Origin of the sequence: Levilactobacillus cerevisiae, from assembly GCF_003946245.1 — a bacterium.
In the GTDB taxonomy this organism is placed as follows: Bacteria; Bacillota; Bacilli; order Lactobacillales; family Lactobacillaceae; genus Levilactobacillus; species Levilactobacillus cerevisiae.
Window position 1 is genome coordinate 30881 of the sequence record NZ_RHNN01000010.1, and the last position, 16209, is coordinate 47089.

At 51.7% G+C, this 16209-nt stretch carries 15 protein-coding genes; 10 read left to right on the forward strand and 5 right to left on the reverse strand.

Annotated elements, in window-relative coordinates:
- Window positions 1-161: 161 nt before the first annotated feature.
- Together preA and EKM99_RS06230 are read right to left on the reverse strand one after the other, a co-directional pair.
- Window positions 162-1433, reverse strand: a complete 1272-nt coding sequence (gene preA, locus EKM99_RS06225) for an NAD-dependent dihydropyrimidine dehydrogenase subunit PreA (RefSeq protein ID WP_125581952.1) — start codon at window positions 1431-1433, stop codon at window positions 162-164.
- Entirely contained in the window at window positions 1433-2695 is a 1263-nt protein-coding gene (locus EKM99_RS06230) for an FAD-dependent oxidoreductase (protein ID WP_125581954.1), read from the reverse strand. The genes preA and EKM99_RS06230 overlap by 1 nt, the downstream gene beginning before the upstream one ends.
- A gap of 933 nt (window positions 2696-3628) precedes the next feature.
- Between EKM99_RS06230 and EKM99_RS06235 the strand changes: the two genes are divergently transcribed.
- Window positions 3629-4483 (forward strand): glycosyltransferase family 8 protein, encoded by an 855-nt coding sequence (locus EKM99_RS06235; RefSeq protein WP_125581956.1) that lies wholly within the window; start codon window positions 3629-3631, stop codon window positions 4481-4483.
- Between the two features lie 101 nt (window positions 4484-4584).
- Here the strand turns inward: EKM99_RS06235 and EKM99_RS06240 are convergent, their stop codons facing one another.
- The 3 genes from EKM99_RS06240 to EKM99_RS06250 are packed head-to-tail and all read right to left on the reverse strand — an operon-like array spanning window position 4585 to window position 6987.
- Window positions 4585-4755: a DUF1068 domain-containing protein gene (locus tag EKM99_RS06240; protein ID WP_125581958.1), complete on the reverse strand. Its 171-nt coding sequence runs from the start codon at window positions 4753-4755 to the stop codon at window positions 4585-4587.
- A 14-nt stretch (window positions 4756-4769) separates the two neighbouring features.
- Window positions 4770-6758 carry a ferrous iron transport protein B gene (gene feoB, locus EKM99_RS06245; protein WP_125581960.1) on the reverse strand — a complete coding sequence of 663 codons (1989 nt, stop codon included), beginning with the start codon at window positions 6756-6758 and terminating at the stop codon, window positions 4770-4772.
- A gap of 1 nt (window position 6759) precedes the next feature.
- On the reverse strand, window positions 6760-6987 hold the full coding sequence (locus tag EKM99_RS06250) for a FeoA family protein (protein WP_125581962.1): 228 nt from the start codon (window positions 6985-6987) through the stop codon (window positions 6760-6762).
- A gap of 154 nt (window positions 6988-7141) precedes the next feature.
- On the opposite strand from EKM99_RS06250, the gene EKM99_RS16070 reads away from it, so the two are divergent.
- The 9 genes from EKM99_RS16070 (at window position 7142) to EKM99_RS06290 (ending at window position 16205) form a co-directional block, all read left to right on the forward strand.
- Window positions 7142-7264, forward strand: coding sequence for a hypothetical protein (locus EKM99_RS16070; RefSeq protein ID WP_263853862.1), 123 nt, complete (start codon window positions 7142-7144; stop codon window positions 7262-7264).
- Window positions 7265-7856: 592 nt separating this feature from the next.
- Window positions 7857-8651: a Fe-S cluster assembly ATPase SufC gene (gene sufC / locus EKM99_RS06255; RefSeq protein WP_125581964.1), complete on the forward strand. Its 795-nt coding sequence runs from the start codon at window positions 7857-7859 to the stop codon at window positions 8649-8651.
- 21 nt (window positions 8652-8672) lie between these two features.
- Window positions 8673-9944 (forward strand): Fe-S cluster assembly protein SufD, encoded by a 1272-nt coding sequence (gene sufD / locus EKM99_RS06260; protein WP_125582137.1) that lies wholly within the window; start codon window positions 8673-8675, stop codon window positions 9942-9944.
- The gene (locus tag EKM99_RS06265; protein ID WP_125582135.1) at window positions 9934-11178 is read left to right on the forward strand and encodes a cysteine desulfurase; all 1245 of its coding nucleotides are present in this window, start codon (window positions 9934-9936) and stop codon (window positions 11176-11178) included. Before sufD ends, EKM99_RS06265 begins: the two co-directional genes overlap by 11 nt.
- Entirely contained in the window at window positions 11159-11626 is a 468-nt protein-coding gene (gene sufU / locus EKM99_RS06270; RefSeq protein WP_125581966.1) for a Fe-S cluster assembly sulfur transfer protein SufU, read from the forward strand. Before EKM99_RS06265 ends, sufU begins: the two co-directional genes overlap by 20 nt.
- On the forward strand, window positions 11626-13032 hold the full coding sequence (sufB, locus tag EKM99_RS06275; protein WP_125581968.1) for a Fe-S cluster assembly protein SufB: 1407 nt from the start codon (window positions 11626-11628) through the stop codon (window positions 13030-13032). The genes sufU and sufB overlap by 1 nt, the downstream gene beginning before the upstream one ends.
- 35 nt (window positions 13033-13067) lie before the next feature.
- On the forward strand, window positions 13068-13391 hold the full coding sequence (locus tag EKM99_RS06280) for a metal-sulfur cluster assembly factor (protein WP_125581970.1): 324 nt from the start codon (window positions 13068-13070) through the stop codon (window positions 13389-13391).
- Window positions 13392-13402: 11 nt separating this feature from the next.
- Window positions 13403-14296 (forward strand): helix-turn-helix domain-containing protein, encoded by an 894-nt coding sequence (locus EKM99_RS06285; RefSeq protein WP_125581972.1) that lies wholly within the window; start codon window positions 13403-13405, stop codon window positions 14294-14296.
- A 190-nt stretch (window positions 14297-14486) separates the two neighbouring features.
- Complete coding sequence (locus EKM99_RS06290; RefSeq protein WP_125581974.1) at window positions 14487-16205, forward strand: DUF5776 domain-containing protein; 1719 nt, start codon at window positions 14487-14489, stop codon at window positions 16203-16205.
- The last annotated feature ends 4 nt before the right edge of the window (window positions 16206-16209 follow it).

A 16209-nucleotide genomic window follows, 5' to 3' on the forward strand; every position in this document is an offset into this window, starting at 1 on the left:
TACGTAGAACGGCGCAAGGACTTTAAGTAAAACGTTTAAACCCAAAATGAGGCTGGCACCCAAACTTAACGTTTTGGCCCAGCCTCATTCGGGGTTCGTCACGCCCCGCGTTCAATCATTTTCTTAATCCCCCGGCAAGCAGGCGTGACACGCTTTAATTTTTAGAAATGCGTCAAGCGTGGTGATTCAATCTTAATGTCTTCTGGGTTGCCTTCCCGACCAGGCTTCATCACAACTTCACCAGTTGAGATAGCGCCAACCGGGCAGACCAGGTTGCACAGGTGACAGCCGACACATTTGTCGATATCAACTGTTGGGCGGCGAGCTTCTTCATTCCATTGGATAGCTTGGTGCGCGCCATCGAAGCAGGAAATGTAGCAACGGCCACAACCGATACATTTGTCCCAGTCAATCTTAGGGTAAACTTTGTAGTCCCGGTTCAGAGAGTCAACGGGCACGATGCTCTTGTTGGCAGCGCCGATGATTTCTGACAGGTGGTCAATGCCTTGTTCTTCCATGTAGTGCATCAGGCCGTTCTTCATGTCTTCGACAATCCGGTAGCCGTATTGCATAACGGAGGTGGTAACTTGCAAGGTCGTTGCCCCTAACAGCAGGAATTCAGCGGCGTCTTGCCAAGTTTCAATCCCACCGATCCCAGAGATTGGCAGTTGTTCCATGCCGGCAGCTTCCCGTAATTGTTGGATGAAGCGCAGGGCGATGGGTTTAACAGCTTTCCCGGAGAAACCGGAGATGGAGCCCTTGCCGTCAACCGTTGGTAAGGCCGTCTTGCGGTCGATGTCTAAGTTGGCGATAGACTTGACCGTGTTGATCGTGGCGATCCCGTTAGCACCACCGTCCATGCTGGCTTTAGCAGCAGGAACCATGTCGGTGATGTTAGGTGTCATTTTAGCTAAGATTGGTAAATCAGTTCCGCGACGAACGGCGGCACAGTACTTCTTAACTAATTCGGGGTTGGTCCCAACGTCAGAACCCATGTCGTGGGAGGTCATCTGTGGGCAAGAGAGGTTCATTTCAATCATGTCAGCCTTGGCTTCGGTGACTAATTGGGCCAGTTCTTCCCAGTCTTGTTCGTTGGTCCCCATGATGGAGGCGATGATGATCTTGGTTGGGTAGTTTTCCTTTAACTTCTTTAAGTCATGCAGGTTTTCTTCCAGGGAATGTTCGGCAATTTGTTCCATGTTCTTGAACCCAACGAATGGGGTGCCTTCCTTGGTTAATTCGTCAAACCGGGGAGAAACTTCGTCAACTTTGAAATGCTTAGGTCCGATGGTCTTGAAGGCAACGCCGGCCCAGCCTTCATCAAAGGCTTTCGCACACATTTCGTAACAGTTGTCTACTGGTGAAGAAGATAGTAGGAACGGATTCTCAAAATGTACGCCTAAGAAATCTACGGATAAGTCTTTTTTAATCATTATTCGTTACCTCCTACCAAATCGGCTGCTGGGGTTTCACCCATAACCATTTTATCAATTTGTTCAGCGACTTCTTTACCCTTACGAACGGCCCAAACAACGGTCTTGTCGCCTTGAGCGATGTCACCAGTGACGAAGACTTTGGCATCGGCAGTCCCGTAACCAGCGTAAGGAACTTCTTCGTTCTTGTTAATGGTGATGCCCAGGTTAGCGGCGTTCACGCGTTGACCGATGGCGAGGATGATCTTGTTAGACTTGATGGTCATTTCGCTATCAATGTGACGGTGCTTGAAGGTGACTTCATTGCCGTTCACAGCGGTTGGCACGTAGCCGTCGACGATGGTAACGCCGGCTTCACGGGTACCCTTGAGTTCCTTCTTGGAAGCTCTGAATTCGTCAAATTCTTCGTAAGCCATGTCGGTCACGTTCTTCACGTCTAAGCGACGTAAGGTAGTTGCAACATCCATCGCAACGTCCCCACCACCGATAACAACGGCGTTTTCAGGTAAGTCGGTGATGTTCCCCTTGGCTTCTTTGACACGAGCCAAGAACCCAACGGCCGTTTCAACGTTGGCGTTGTCAGCGAACATAGGAAGGACTTTACTTTCGCTAGCACCAACGGCAACGACAACGGCGTCATTGTTCGCCTTTAAGTCGGCCATCATGATGTCTTCGCCAACCGTGGTGTTGTAGTGCACGTTGGCACCCAAGTTCACGATCCGCTTGATTTCGTATTCCACGATATCGTTTGGTAAACGGTATTCTGGAATCCCGTAGGTTAAGTAACCGCCGGCCTTTTCGTTCTTTTCGTAAATGTCTACGGCGTAACCCTTGGTCAGCATGGTGGTGGCAACTTGCAAGCCAGCAGGGCCGCTACCAACGATGGCGATGTGGTGGCCGTTAGACTTGCCTTGCTTCAAGATGTCCATCTTGGCAGCTTGTTCGAAGTCGGTGACGTAACGTTGAATCCCACCAATATCGATTGGGCAGTCAATGCCAGTCCGGGAGCAGGCCAGTTCACAGTACTTTTCCGTTGGGCAAACGCGGGCACAGATGGCACCCAAGGCGTTGTTTTCACGGATGGTTTCGGCAGCACCCTTGACGTTGTTGAAGCGCACGCTACGGATGAAGCGCGCTGGATCAGTGTCGGCAGGGCAGGCCTTGGAACAAGGTGCATCGTGGCAGAGTAAGCAACGAGCGGCTTCTTCCATCACGGTCGTCATAGTGTATCCTGGGGCTTCTGTTTCGTATTTTTTAGTCATGCTGATACCCTCACTATCTTTTTTGATTTGGTTGATTGCTATAATGATGAGGCGCGTGGCAGTTGGTATGAGTCTGGTTATGTACCTTGTAATTTCTTTCACGTGCCTTGAACACTTAGAGAATAGCATGGCAAGGGGGTCGCGGTAAAAAATTCCTGGAAATTCTGGCGGATATTCGCGATTGAAAGCGGTTTTTATATACTTTTGTATGTAAAAAAATCACCTACCATTTGGCATAATTAAGGGTTTTGCCTAATATTTTGGTTGGCGTAAATGCCGAGAAAGCTTGCATTATCAGTGATTGCGGTGAATTCTGGTGTTGGGGCGAAAGTTTTCCATGTTATTTTGGCATAAAATACTGGCGGCATTTTATTCCCGCCTTTATGCGCCATTTCCCCACGGCTGGCATAATTTGGTTTGAGGCGGGGGGGTGCGTTGTCAGCGCCTACCGGGCGACAAAAAATGGGTCGGAACGCTGTGGGCAGGACGGTCGAAGCCTGAGAAGCGGTCTTCAACCTCGCTTTGAACCTCCCAGCCCGAGTTTCAAAGACGCCATTTACTGAGAAAGGCACTCAGTAAATCCCACGGCTGAACCCATTTTTTGGCGCCCTCCCGGCTGATGTTGGTGGGGCCTCAAACCAAACAATGCCGCTGACACTGTGTGGTTGGGGTTGTGGGTGAGATTTCGTTCCCGGCGGCGGCTTCAAGCTGCCCTGCTGTGGGGCACGGCTCCAGCCTGGGAGGCGGTCTTACGCCTCTGGTCACTCACTGTTGTGGTTGGAACTTTCGACTGGGTTATGCCGCTTTTGAAAGTGGTCGGGTGGTGTCCGTGAGTGTTGGGATTGCGGCGGCTGGTACCGTTTGGCTGGCTATTTTCGTGAAACGTGATTTAATTGGGAGTAACGTGATTACTCAAGGAAGTCGGTGGCAGTCTTGTCTGATGAAATTCATTTGTTGGTGACCCTGAATGCGGGCTATTTGGCGCCGCTGAAAGTGATGTTGTATTCGGTGCACGCCAATAATCCGGGGGAGCGCATCCACTTGTGGCTGGTGCATGCCAGTCTGACGGCGGCCGAGGTGGCTAGCGTGCGGCAGTTGACCGCGGCCTTTGGTTGGGAGCTGAGCGCAGAACGGGTGACGACGGACTTTATGGCTGGTGTGCCGTTGATCAAGCGGTATCCGCCGGAGATGTACTTTCGTTTGTTGAGCGGGCAAATTTTACCGCCAACGGTGAAGCGCGTCATCTATTTGGACCCGGATTTATTGGTGATCAATTCGTTGCGACCACTCTGGACGTTAGACTTAGACGGGCACATGTTGGCGGCGGCCGTTCATCGCGGTGTGACCAAGCTGGTGGACAGCGTGAATCACTTGCGGTTGGGCACGACGACCAGTTATTTTAACTCCGGCGTGCTGGTGATTGACCTGGTTCAGGCCCGCGCCAAGATTACCCGCAGCGACATCACCCAAGCGATTGAGCAGCATGAAAGCGAGCTTATTTTACCGGATCAGGACATTCTCAACTTCCTGTATGGGTTAGAGATTTTAGAAATCCCGGAGGAAATCTGGAACTACGACACGCGCAAATATTTGGTTTACCAAACGCGCAGCCTGAACCAGCACGACATTCACTGGGTGATGGCCAACACGGCGATCCTGCATTATTGTGGAACGCCCAAGCCGTGGGTTCCTGGCAGCGACAGTAAGTTTACCGGCTTGTTTCTGCATTATCAGCAACAGGTGCACCGGCTGACGGCAGCGTTGGGCCAGGCGCCAGCTGAATTTTAACAAAAAATGATTGCGAACCCGTTGGCTGGGTTGGCAATCATTTTTTATGTTTTGGGGGAGGAAAACTAGTTTAGGTAGGCGTGAGAATAGGTTGCGCACGCCTAACCCACGTGCTTCTCAGCCTGATGCTTTTTCATCTGTTGCTTGGCCGGACAATCGTAATCGCACGCCGGGCAACTGCCTTGGCTGGATTTTTTCAAATGCCGGTAAAGCACGAACCCGGCGCCACCGATGATGGCAATGACAATAACACTATTAATAATGACTGACATAGAGAGCGCTCCTTTTAGATGAACAGCGACCCGACCTGGAAGATGAGTAGCGCGACCAGGTAGGCAATCACGGTGCTGGAGACGACCGAGTACAGTGCCCATTTTTTCGAGTTGGTTTCCGCTTTGATGGCGGCCAACGTTGCAAAGCAGGGCGCGTAGATCAGGATGAAGACCAGTAGCGCGTAGGCGGACAATGGGGTGAAGAGGGAACTGAAGGTGGCGATGAGGCCGGTCTGACCACTTAAATGAAAGAGGACGATCATGCTGGAACTGATGACTTCCTTAGCTAAAATACCGGTCATCAGCGCACTGATCGTTTGCCACGAGGTGATGCCGATCGGTTCAAAGACGGGCAGGACGAAGCGGCCAATCATGGCGGAGAAACTGGCGTCGATGTTGGTCACGATGCCGGTTGGGCCTAAGTTGGACAGCAGCCAGATAAGGACCGTGCCGCCGAAAATGACGGTACCGGCCTTGCGAATGAACCCCTTGCCCTTTTCCCAGGTGCCCATGGCGATGATGTCCGGCCGTGGCATGTGGTATTTAGGCAATTCGATGATGAAGACGGAGTTCTCTTTAATTTTAAATACCCACTGATAGATTTTGGCCATCAACAGCGCCATCGCAATCCCCAAGAAGTACAGGGAGAGCACGATCAGCGCTTGGTCCCGTTTAAAGAAAGCGGCGACGAACAAGCCGTAGATGGGCAGGCGCGCCGAGCAACTCATGAACGGCGAAATCAGCGTGGTGACCAGCCGTTCCTTGGGTTGTTCGATTGTCCGGGCAGCCATGATACCGGTTACATTGCAGCCAAAACCGATGATTAACGGGATAAAGGCTTTCCCGTTGAGGCCGATCAGTTGCATCAAACGGTCGGTCACTAGCGCGGCGCGGGCCATGTAGCCGGAATCTTCCAGAATGGAGATGCAGGCGAAGAGCACGAAGATTTGTGGGATAAAGGTTAGGACCCCACCGACGCCGGCGATGATGCCGTCCACAATTAAGGATTTCAGAAACGGAATGGCACCGACGCTGGTCAGCAGGTGACTGACCGTGGTCGAGAGCGGGCCGGAAATGAAGCCGTCCAAGACGTCCGACAGTGGGGTGCCGATCCAGTCAAAGGATAATTTGAACATTAACAGGAATATACCCACGAAAATGGGCAGGCCGAAGAGGGGATGGGTCACGATCCGGTCGATTTTGGCCGTCAAGTTATCGTTGGAGACCTCGTGCAGGTACTTAGTGGTCGCCGTCAGCGTTTCGTCAATGAAGGCCAGTCGCGTTTGGAAAATTTGTTCTTCAAAGTCCGCGTCGTCGTAGGCCTGTTGCTGAGCGAGAAGCGGCGTCAGTTGGTGCTTGGTGGCGTAGCGCCGGACGATTTGATTGCGGTTCATGTACTGAATCGCCAGCCAATTGGCAAACGTCGGCGTCAGGTTGAAGTCGGTGACCAGCTGATGTTTGGCCGTGTCGATGGCGGCCTGAACGGCGGCCGGGTAGGCGAGGTGCAGGGGCGCGGTCGTCGCGGGTGGCGTGGCTAGCAGTTCCTGACGCAGCTGATCCAAGCCGGATTTTTTTCGCGCGTTGGTGGCGCGAACCTGGCACCCCAGTCGTTTCGCCAGTTCGGCAAAGTCGTAGCTGATGCCGTTAGCCTTGAGGTCGTCAATCATGTTGAGGGCCAAGACGACCGGCCGGCCAAACTCCAGGAGCTCGATGGACAGGAGCAGGTTGCGTTTCAGCTGGCTGGCGTTGGTCACGTTTAAAATCATGTCGGGCGAGTCGTTCAACAGGTAATTGCAGGCGACGGCTTCGTCCTTGGTAATGGGCGTGAGGGAGTAGATGCCGGGCAGGTCGACCACCACCATTTCCGAGTGGCGAATCCGGCCCAGCTTCTTTTCAACGGTTACCCCTTCCCAATTACCAACGTAGGCATATTTATCGGTCAACTCGTTAAATAGCGTGGTCTTGCCAGTATTTGGATTTCCTAAGAGGGCAACGGTTGTCATGCTATTGCCCCCCTAAGAGTGAACGGAAAACGACGTAGCGAATCCCAATCTTCTGCTGGTCAAATTCGACGATGACCGGGCCGTGAAACGGATATTGGCGGAGTACGGTCAGCTGGCTGCCGGGATGAATCCCAAGATTATGTAGTCGGTGAGCGGTCTGGCCGTCAAGGGTCGCCATCTGTGCGACGGTGACGCTTGGGTAGGCTGAATCTGAATAGCGTAGTTGCATTTTCATCAGGCCTTTCAAATTAAGTAAGTGTTCTGGTTAAGTAGTGTGTTGGTTTCGCCTCCGGCCGGGTGAAAATGAGACCGGATCGCGGTGGGCGAGCGCCCGGAGCCGAAAGGCAATCTCCCACGGCTTGCGGCTAACGTTGTGTTAGCCCGTGCTGGATTTGGTTGGGGTGGTGGTCGTTGGCCGGACTGGTAGTTACGTTGTGGTGCTTGGCGACCGAGTAGATGATATGAAGTCGTTCGGTCGGCTGCAGGCCAGTCAATTGTCCGTGTGACTCGTTGCTAAGCTAAAGTCATGATTGCTAAGTTATGAAGCGTAGGACGGCCAGCCAATGGAGTGGTCAGCGGCCAATCAGGTGAAAGAACCGGCTTGGTGGCGGGCCAAACAAGTCTTAGCCGGAGGGCTGGTGAAAATGAGCTCAGCCGTGGGAATTGCCTTAGTGGCGTGAGCCGCTTAGGCAATTGCTATCTTTGAGACGCGTTTCATAGCGGCTCAAAGTAAGCGCGGAGACCGCCCTTTGGCTCCGGGCGTGCGCCCACAGCGTTCCGGCTCAGTTTTCACCAGCCCGGAGGCGATGGAGAAGACTACGTTTTGAACCAACACTAACAAGCGGTTATTTCAATTGATGGGTCTAGCTTACCATGTAAGCACTTTCACATATATTAGGGAAATGCCTAATATTATTCCAGGAATATTCTGCCTATAATAATGTCAAGCGCTTACAAAGAGCGGTTTAAAGCGGAATTACTTGGAATATGGATTTGCACACATTTTGGAATATGCGGGCATAATTTGTGAAAACCGCACAAAATTGTGATGGCAACGCCACACCAGTGAATTTCATAACTAACGGAGGTTGATGGATAATGGCAACACTAGAAATTAAAGACTTACACGTTGAAGTGACCGATGAAGAAAATCAAACGGCTAAGGAAATCTTAAAAGGGGTTAACCTGACCATGAAGACCGGCGAAATCCACGCCATCATGGGGCCTAACGGTACCGGGAAATCAACGTTGTCCCAGACCATCATGGGCCAGCCATCTTACCACGTTACGCAGGGTGATATTCTCTTGAATGGCGAAAGCATCGTTGACATGCCAGTCGATGAGCGCGCCCGCAAAGGCCTGTTCCTCGCGATGCAATACCCCGCTGAAATCCAAGGGGTGACCAACGCTGAATTCTTACGGGCAGCCGTGAACGCACGCCGCGCCAAGGATGACCAGATCTCGGTCATGGATTTCTTAAAAATGTTAGATAAGAACTTAGACATTCTGGACATGAGTGAAAGCATGACGGAACGTTACTTAAACGAAGGCTTCTCGGGTGGGGAAAAGAAACGGAACGAAATCCTCCAACTCTTGATGATTCAACCGTCATTTGCCCTGCTGGATGAAATCGATTCTGGCTTGGACATTGATGCCTTGAAGGTTGTGTCCAAAGGCGTTAACGCCATGCGTGGCGACAATTTTGGTTCGATGATCATCACCCACTACCAACGCCTGTTGAACTACATCGTGCCCGACGTGGTCCACATCATGATGGGTGGCCGAATCGTCAAGACTGGGGATGCCTCACTGGCCAAGCGGCTGGAAAAAGAAGGCTACGCTGGTTTACGGGACGATCTGGACATTGACGTGGCACTCGTGGATGAAAATTAGGGGGTGGCAAGATTGGATACCATGCAAACGCAAACAGAAGCTGCAGCAGCGGTCCAAACAGCTGCCCAGCAGCATCACGAACCAACTTGGTTGATTAACAAGCGCTTGACGGCCTTGGATCAGATGGCAGACCTACCCATGCCATTAGTCCAACGCTTCAAGTACCGGGACTGGGAACTCATGCCTGGCGAACTCCAGTGGAAAGCGTCCCAAAGTGACCTGACCGACGTGGCCACGAGTTCCGTGCAAATTGTCCAGATTGGTCAGACGACCGTCCGGGTGAATTTGCCAGAAGAATTACAACAACAGGGTGTGGTCTTAACCGATTTCTTCACGGCGGTCAAGGACTACCCGGACCTGGTCCAAGCAGCCTTTATGACCAAAGCGATGCAGGCCAATGAAAACCGCCTAGCCAGTTACCACACGGCTTACCTGAACGCTGGGGTCTTCCTCTACGTGCCGAACAACGTGGTCATCAGTGAACCGATTGATATTCAGTTGATTCAAGATAACACGTTGGATCAAGCACTGAACTCCCACGTGTTGATTGTGGCGGGTCGCAACGCCGAAGTGGCCGTTAGCGAGCGCCTGACTACGGTCGGGGACAACGCCAACCTGGCTAACTGTTTAATGGAAGTGGTTGCGGGTGAAAATAGCCACGTGACCATTGCCACGCTGGATGAGTTGGGACCAAAGACCATGGCCTACGTGGAACGCCGGGCTTTCGCTGAAGACAACGCCACGGTTAACTGGGCAGTCGGCTTCATGAACGAAGGCGATACGATTGGTAACTTTGATACCGAACTGAACGGTGTCGGGTCACGCGCGGACGCCAAGGTGATTGCGATTACCGATCACGACCAGCGGATGGGTGTGAACACCAAGATTACCAATCGCGGCAAGCATACTAATGGGAATATTCTTCAGCGCGGGGTCATCCTCGAAGACTCAGAACTGGTTTACAACGGGATCGGCGACATCATCCACGGGGCTTCCGGTTCAGAATCCGAACAGGAAAACCGCCTACTGATGATGTCCAGCAACGCTCACGGGAATGCCAACCCGATTCTGTTGATCAACGAAAACGACGTCATGGCCGGCCACGCTGCGAGTGTTGGCCAGGTCGACGAGCAACAACTCTACTACTTGATGAGTCGGGGCCTTCGGCGAGAAGCCGCGGAACGTTTGGTTATTCGGGGCTTCCTAGGGGCCGTGTTGAGCGCGATTCCTGCGAAAGCCGTTCGGAGTCAGTTGATCGATGTCATCGAAAGGAAACTTGAAAATGGCCGCTAAAAATTTGGATTTACGTCAAGATTTTCCGATTTTAAATCAAAAAGTTAATGATGAACAACTGGTCTATTTGGATAATGCCGCTACGGCCCAACGGCCAACGGCGGTGACCGACAGTCTGGTTCATTTCTACCAGACCGATAACGCCAACGTTCACCGGGGCGTCCACACTTTGGCCGAACGGGCGACCGAGGACTACGAAAATGCGCGGCGCAAGGTCCAACGGTTCATCAACGCCGCCGAACCCGAAGAAGTGATTTTCACCAAGGGAACCACGGATGGCTTGAACCTGGTGGCCAGCACCTATGGCGAGGCCAATATTCAGGCTGGCGATGAGATTGTGATTTCCATTATGGAACATCACAGCAATCTGATTCCTTGGCAACAGTTGGCCATCAAGAAGCACGCGACCTTAAAGTACATTGGCTTGACGGCTGATGGTGAACTCGACATGGCCGACGCAGCTGAAAAGATTACCGACAAGACCAAGATCGTGGCGATTGCCCACGCCAGCAACGTTATGGGCGTGATCAATCCGTTGGCGGAATTGGCCAAATTGGCCCACCAACATGGCGCTATCATCGTCGGCGACGGGGCCCAAGCCGTTCCCCATTTGGCCGTCGACGTGCAGGCCTTGGACGTGGATTTCTACGCGTTCTCGGGGCACAAGATGATGGGACCCACTGGAATTGGTGCACTGTATGGCAAACGGGCGTTGCTCGAAGCCATGCCACCGTACCAATTTGGTGGCGAAATGATCGACTTCGTTCACGAACAGGACAGTACCTGGGCACAGCTTCCCTATAAATTTGAGGCCGGCACGCAAAACATCGCCGGCGCCGTGGGACTGGGCACCGCTGTGGACTACTTAACCAATGTGGGCATGGCTAACGTCGAAGCGCACGAGCAAGCAATTGTCGATTACTTATTACCGAAATTAGTGGCGGACCCAGACCTCGAAGTCTATGGGCCCCACGATCCCGCCAAACATACCGGTGTGATTGCCTTTAACGTGAAGGGCATTCACCCCCACGATATTGCGACGGCACTCGACATGGAGGGGGTCGCCGTTCGGGCGGGCCACCACTGTGCCCAACCGTTAATGACGTACCTCGGGTTGGTTGCGACCGCCCGCGCTAGCTTTTATCTTTACAATACCCAGCAGGACGCTGACCGATTGTTAGTCGCCCTGGCCGAAACAAAGGAGTTCTTCAACCATGGGGCTGTCAAAGCTTAATAGTTTGTACCGGGAAGTCATCCTGGATCATGCGGATCACCCGCGGCACAAACACGATTTAGAAAACAGTACGAATATGATTACCTTAAAAAATCCCACTTGTGGGGACGTGATTAACCTGTCCATTGCAATGGATGATCAGGACAAGATCGCGGACATCGGCTTCAGTGGGGATGGCTGCACGATCAGTCAGTCGTCCGCCAGCATGATGACCGATGCCGTCATGGGCAAGGATAAAGAAACCGCCTTGCGAATGGCCAAGACCTTTTCCGACATGGTCATGGGAACGGAACACCCCCAAGCAGACCTCGACGAATTGGGTGACGCTGCCATTTTATCCAGTATCATGAGTTTTCCGGCCCGCATCAAGTGTGCAACCTTAGCTTGGTGGGCCTTACAACGGGCCTTACTTGAAGAAGACGCGCCCACAGATGAGGAGGAAGCATAATGTCAGACATGCCAGAAGAAGTGGTCAAAGACAAGGACTATGAATTCGGATTCCACGATGATATTGAACCCGCCTATTCTACGGGCCGGGGCCTGACCGAACAGACCGTCCGTGAAATTTCCGCGGCCAAGAAGGAACCCCAGTGGATGCTGGATTACCGCTTGAACGCTTACGAAATTTACAAGAAAATGCCGATGCCGAAGTACGGTCCAGATTTATCCGGCTTAGACTTGAAGGATATGTTGTACTACCAAAAGATGACCGACAAGAAGTACCGGGACTGGGACGATGTACCCGCTGATCTGAAGAAGACTTTCGATCGGTTAGGCGTGCCAGAAGCCGAACGGCAATACTTAGCGGGTTCCTCCGCACAGTACGAATCAGAAGTGGTCTACCACAACATGCGTGACGACTTCGCCAAGCTCGGCATCATCTTTACCGATACGGATACCGCATTGCGGGAATACCCCGAATTGTTTAAGAAGTGGTTTGGCAAATTGGTCCAACCGGCCGACAACAAGTTTGCCGCTTTGAACGCCGCCGTATGGTCTGGGGGCTCCTTCATCTACGTGCCAGCTGGCGTGGAAACCAAGACGCCAATCCAATCCTACTTCCGGCTGAATTCGGAAAACTCCGGTCAGTTTGAACGGACCTTGATCATCGTTGAACCAGGTGCCCGCGTGGATTACGTGGAAGGCTGTACCGCACCGAACTACTCGTCGGATAGCCTGCACGCCGCCGTGGTTGAGGTTAACGTGGAAAAGGACGCTTATTGCCGTTACACCACGATTCAGAACTGGTCGAACAACGTGTACAGTTTGGAAACGAAGCGGGCCGCCGCTGCCGAGAACGCCACGATGGAATGGGTCGACGGTAACTTAGGCTCGAAGGTCACCATGAAATACCCGTCCGTTTACCTGAACGGTGAGGGTGCTCGCGGAACCATGCTGTCGATTGCCGTTGCCAGCAACAATATTCACCAGGACTCCGGTGCTCGGATGATTCACAACGCCAAGAACACGTCGAGTACCATCGTGTCCAAGTCGATTTCTAAGACCGGGGGCTCAACCGATTACCGCGGGACGGTACGGTTTGGCCGCCACTCCGATGGGTCGAAGGCGCACGTGGAATGTGACACGATCATCATGGATGACCAGTCTTCGTCGGATACGATTCCGTATAACGAAATTTCTAACGCCAACGTTTCTATGGAACACGAAGCCAAGGTCTCGAAGATTTCAGAGGAACAATTGTACTACTTGATGAGTCGGGGAATTTCAGAAGCCAAGGCAACCGAAATGATTGTCATGGGCTTCGTGGAACCCTTCACCAAGCAGTTACCGATGGAATATGCGGTTGAATTGAACCGGTTGATTAGTTTTGAAATGGAAGGGTCAATCGGCTAGGCCGGACCCGGGAGCGAAGAGGAGGTTCATCACAGATGGATGAGACAAAACAATTGTCGCCAGCCGAGATCATGGTCATGAAGGCCTTGGAAATGGTGATTGATCCAGAACTGGGCATCGACTTGGTTAACCTAGGCTTAATCTATGGCGTGCACGTTGATGGCGATACTTGTCGGGTCGACATGACGTTGACCACGATGGGCTGTCCGTTGAGCAATGCGTTGGACGCGGCCATTATTCAAGTGGTGACAGCCGTTGAAGGTATTGAACACTGCGACATTAAGTTGATTTGGGAACCGGCGTGGAACATGGGCATGATGTCCCGCTACGCCAAGGTAGCTTTAGGCATTCATGAATAGGGTGAGTTAAAATGAATATTGGCATCTTTGTGGCTCGCCGGAAGGCCCTCAAAATCTCACAGGTCAAGCTGTGTACGGGAATCTGCACCCAGGCGACGCTCAGTAAATTTGAAAATAATAATCGCGTGCCGTCATTGTCGATTCTCAGCAAACTTTGCGTACGCTTAGGGCTTACGGTGGACGATCTCTACCAGGAAAGTGCGACGACTGCGGTGCAGCTGCGGCACGACCTAGACAATATTGAAAAGGAACTGATGATGGAGAATTATCAGTGCGTTTTGAAACGGCTGGAAAAGTTCAAGCCCAACCAAATTGATGAGATCAACGTGAAGATGCAGTTCTGTTACTTGCGGGGATGCGTGAACGCGCTGATCAACCAGCAACCGGACAAGATTTTGTTTGACTTCGCGCAGATCCTAAACGATTTGGATGAGCGCCACCAAACGATTTTTACTCAGTTGGCCTTCCTGGGATCAGGCATCATGTACGCGCGTCACCAGGAGACCCAGCAAGCGGAGTTCTACTTTGAGAAGGTCTACCAGCACATCAAGGCCTATCACCCGGACGACCATCTGGATGAACCCAACCGTTACTACCTGCGCATGCTGACGCTGATTTTCTTCACCGCGGAGTTCTATGCGGGGCAAGAAAAGTACCGGCTGAGCAATCAACTGGTGGATACGGGCGTGCAGCTGTGTTCCGATGAGCGGGTGACGTATTACCTGCCACGCTTGAAGTTTCTGGCAACGCAGAATGCAGTCAATCAGGGCAAGCAACCAGCCACGATTCAACGGCTGATGGACGAGACGTTGGCGTTTACCCGGATCAATCAGAATGAAGTTATTGAAGTGAAGTTGGCCGCTTTGAAGTGTCAGTTCAATCGACAGTTGGCTGAGAATAAATAGATTAGACAACTAATGGAGTGGGTATCGCAGAATGCGGCCCGCTCCTTTTTATACGGATTAATCCGTCACGGTGACGATTGTATTGCCAGTAAGGAATATTATAATGTAATTAATGGGTGCTCTATACCAAATTGAAACAAATGATTTCAGGGGATGTTATCAAGTGTGGTATTGGAAAAATAAGGAGTTCATGTGGCTTGCAGGTTTGTGCATGGGTGCTGGGTTGGTAGCGGGGATGTCATTTTCACCAGTTGTGCCGGCACGAGCGGCTACACAGGTTTCTACGGCGACGAAGACCAGTGCCGCGACAACGTTATCTGATGCAGAGTTTGAGAAAGAGATAACTGATCCGGTGAGTGCTGATCAACCAATTAAGGATGTTTTTAAGGATCCAAAGTTGGCTCAGATTGTCGCAGATGGGTTACATGCAGGGGATTTTCAAGGCGTGGACACGAATTTACAAACATTGATGGATGCGTACAAAGGTCAAGAATATAATACGCAATTCAGTGTTGTGCCTAGTTCAGACCAGACGCCTGGCACGGCGACCGTTTCAAATTGGACGGGATTAAGCGCACTGGCAGATTTCTTTGAAGTCATTGAAGTTGATGATCAACCAGACTTTAATACGAAGGCTACTGAGTTAGTCAAAGAGGTGGGACATGCCAATGCTGATTTGTCGCTGACGTTTAATGGAGATGACATGACGACAACCGGATTTAATCAATTAATTGACCTGACTAAATTGGGATTTGGCCTGCAGCAGTTGGGGGTCAAGGACAATCAGATTACGGACTTTTCAGCGATTGATAGGCTACCCAATAGTGGCTTGAATGCCCCTATTACGGGCATAAGAGAGAGCGGATCTGTAGAAGAATCCTCAGCCTTAATGGTTCACAATAGTAGCGTTGTGATTAAGGGTGGTGTTCCGGGTGCGGAGCTTTTGCCCAAGGCTGTGATCAATCGTGAGAATGACCGAGTTGGGCTTTTTCGGCTAGAGACACCGGCACAAACTGCTGATTACTTGCAGAATGCAACCGAGGATAATTTGAAGCGAATGCCTGAGGGGAATGTTGCTTCACCAGTGACATTTGCTAAGCTCAACGCATTAAACCAAGTCGACTTTAACAATCACGATTGGCAAAACGTTTATCCCTGGGCCCATGCACAATTCGCAAACGGTGCTGATTTGTCAGACCTTGCGCCAGAAGATATTTTCAATCTGTGTCAGACGAGCGTTCAGAATATTCCAAACAATGTTCAGTCGTTGACGATTCGCTCGGAGTGGGCGAACGGCTTCTCACAAGGCTATCCAATTAGCACCTTAGTGAAGATTCCTTTGACTCGTGAGAGTAGCCAGAGTCATGCGTCAATCGCTACCAGTAGCGGTGACAAAGCTGCAGCGCAAAGTAGTGTTGCTTCGCAATCTGTTGGGCCCAAGATTGCGAAAAAGGGGCAGGCAGTCTATGCGTTAAAGAAGGTCGGGTTGTACCGCCAGCCGACGTTTACACAGCGGAGTCGGCAAAACTTTTATCCCCGGGAGTCGCGTATCCACCGGCCACAATTTGTTGTCACCGGGTACGCCCGTTCTAAGCAGGGCCGGCTACGTTACCAGGTTCGTGATGTTAACCATCACTCGGTAACGTTCAATCATCGGGGCTATCTAACGGCGAGAACAGCCTATGTGGTGCCAACGTATTATCAACGTGCACCGAAGCGGATTCGAATCATCAATCCCAAGGGGATTAGCGCTTACCAGAAAGTTAATTTGACCCGCCGGCTTAAGCACTATCGTAAGGGGCAAGTTCTGCGAGTCAAAAGGCTCGTTAACTATCATTTGACCATGCGTTTGGTTTTAACAAATGGGCGCTACATTACGGCTAATAAAACCCTGGTAAAGGTTCGTTAGCCGC

Coding starts and splice junctions, on each gene's coding strand:
- feoB (WP_125581960.1), bottom strand. CDS start 6,758: ATGACAACCGTTGCCCTCTTAGGAAATCCAAATACTGGCAAGACCACG.
- EKM99_RS06285 (WP_125581972.1), top strand. CDS start 13,403: ATGAATATTGGCATCTTTGTGGCTCGCCGGAAGGCCCTCAAAATCTCA.
- preA (WP_125581952.1), bottom strand. CDS start 1,433: ATGATTAAAAAAGACTTATCCGTAGATTTCTTAGGCGTACATTTTGAG.
- sufD (WP_125582137.1), top strand. CDS start 8,673: ATGCAAACGCAAACAGAAGCTGCAGCAGCGGTCCAAACAGCTGCCCAG.
- sufU (WP_125581966.1), top strand. CDS start 11,159: ATGGGGCTGTCAAAGCTTAATAGTTTGTACCGGGAAGTCATCCTGGAT.
- EKM99_RS06290 (WP_125581974.1), top strand. CDS start 14,487: ATGTGGCTTGCAGGTTTGTGCATGGGTGCTGGGTTGGTAGCGGGGATG.
- sufC (WP_125581964.1), top strand. CDS start 7,857: ATGGCAACACTAGAAATTAAAGACTTACACGTTGAAGTGACCGATGAA.
- EKM99_RS06250 (WP_125581962.1), bottom strand. CDS start 6,987: ATGCAACTACGCTATTCAGATTCAGCCTACCCAAGCGTCACCGTCGCA.
- sufB (WP_125581968.1), top strand. CDS start 11,626: ATGTCAGACATGCCAGAAGAAGTGGTCAAAGACAAGGACTATGAATTC.
- EKM99_RS06240 (WP_125581958.1), bottom strand. CDS start 4,755: ATGTCAGTCATTATTAATAGTGTTATTGTCATTGCCATCATCGGTGGC.
- EKM99_RS06280 (WP_125581970.1), top strand. CDS start 13,068: ATGGATGAGACAAAACAATTGTCGCCAGCCGAGATCATGGTCATGAAG.
- EKM99_RS06230 (WP_125581954.1), bottom strand. CDS start 2,695: ATGACTAAAAAATACGAAACAGAAGCCCCAGGATACACTATGACGACC.
- EKM99_RS06265 (WP_125582135.1), top strand. CDS start 9,934: ATGGCCGCTAAAAATTTGGATTTACGTCAAGATTTTCCGATTTTAAAT.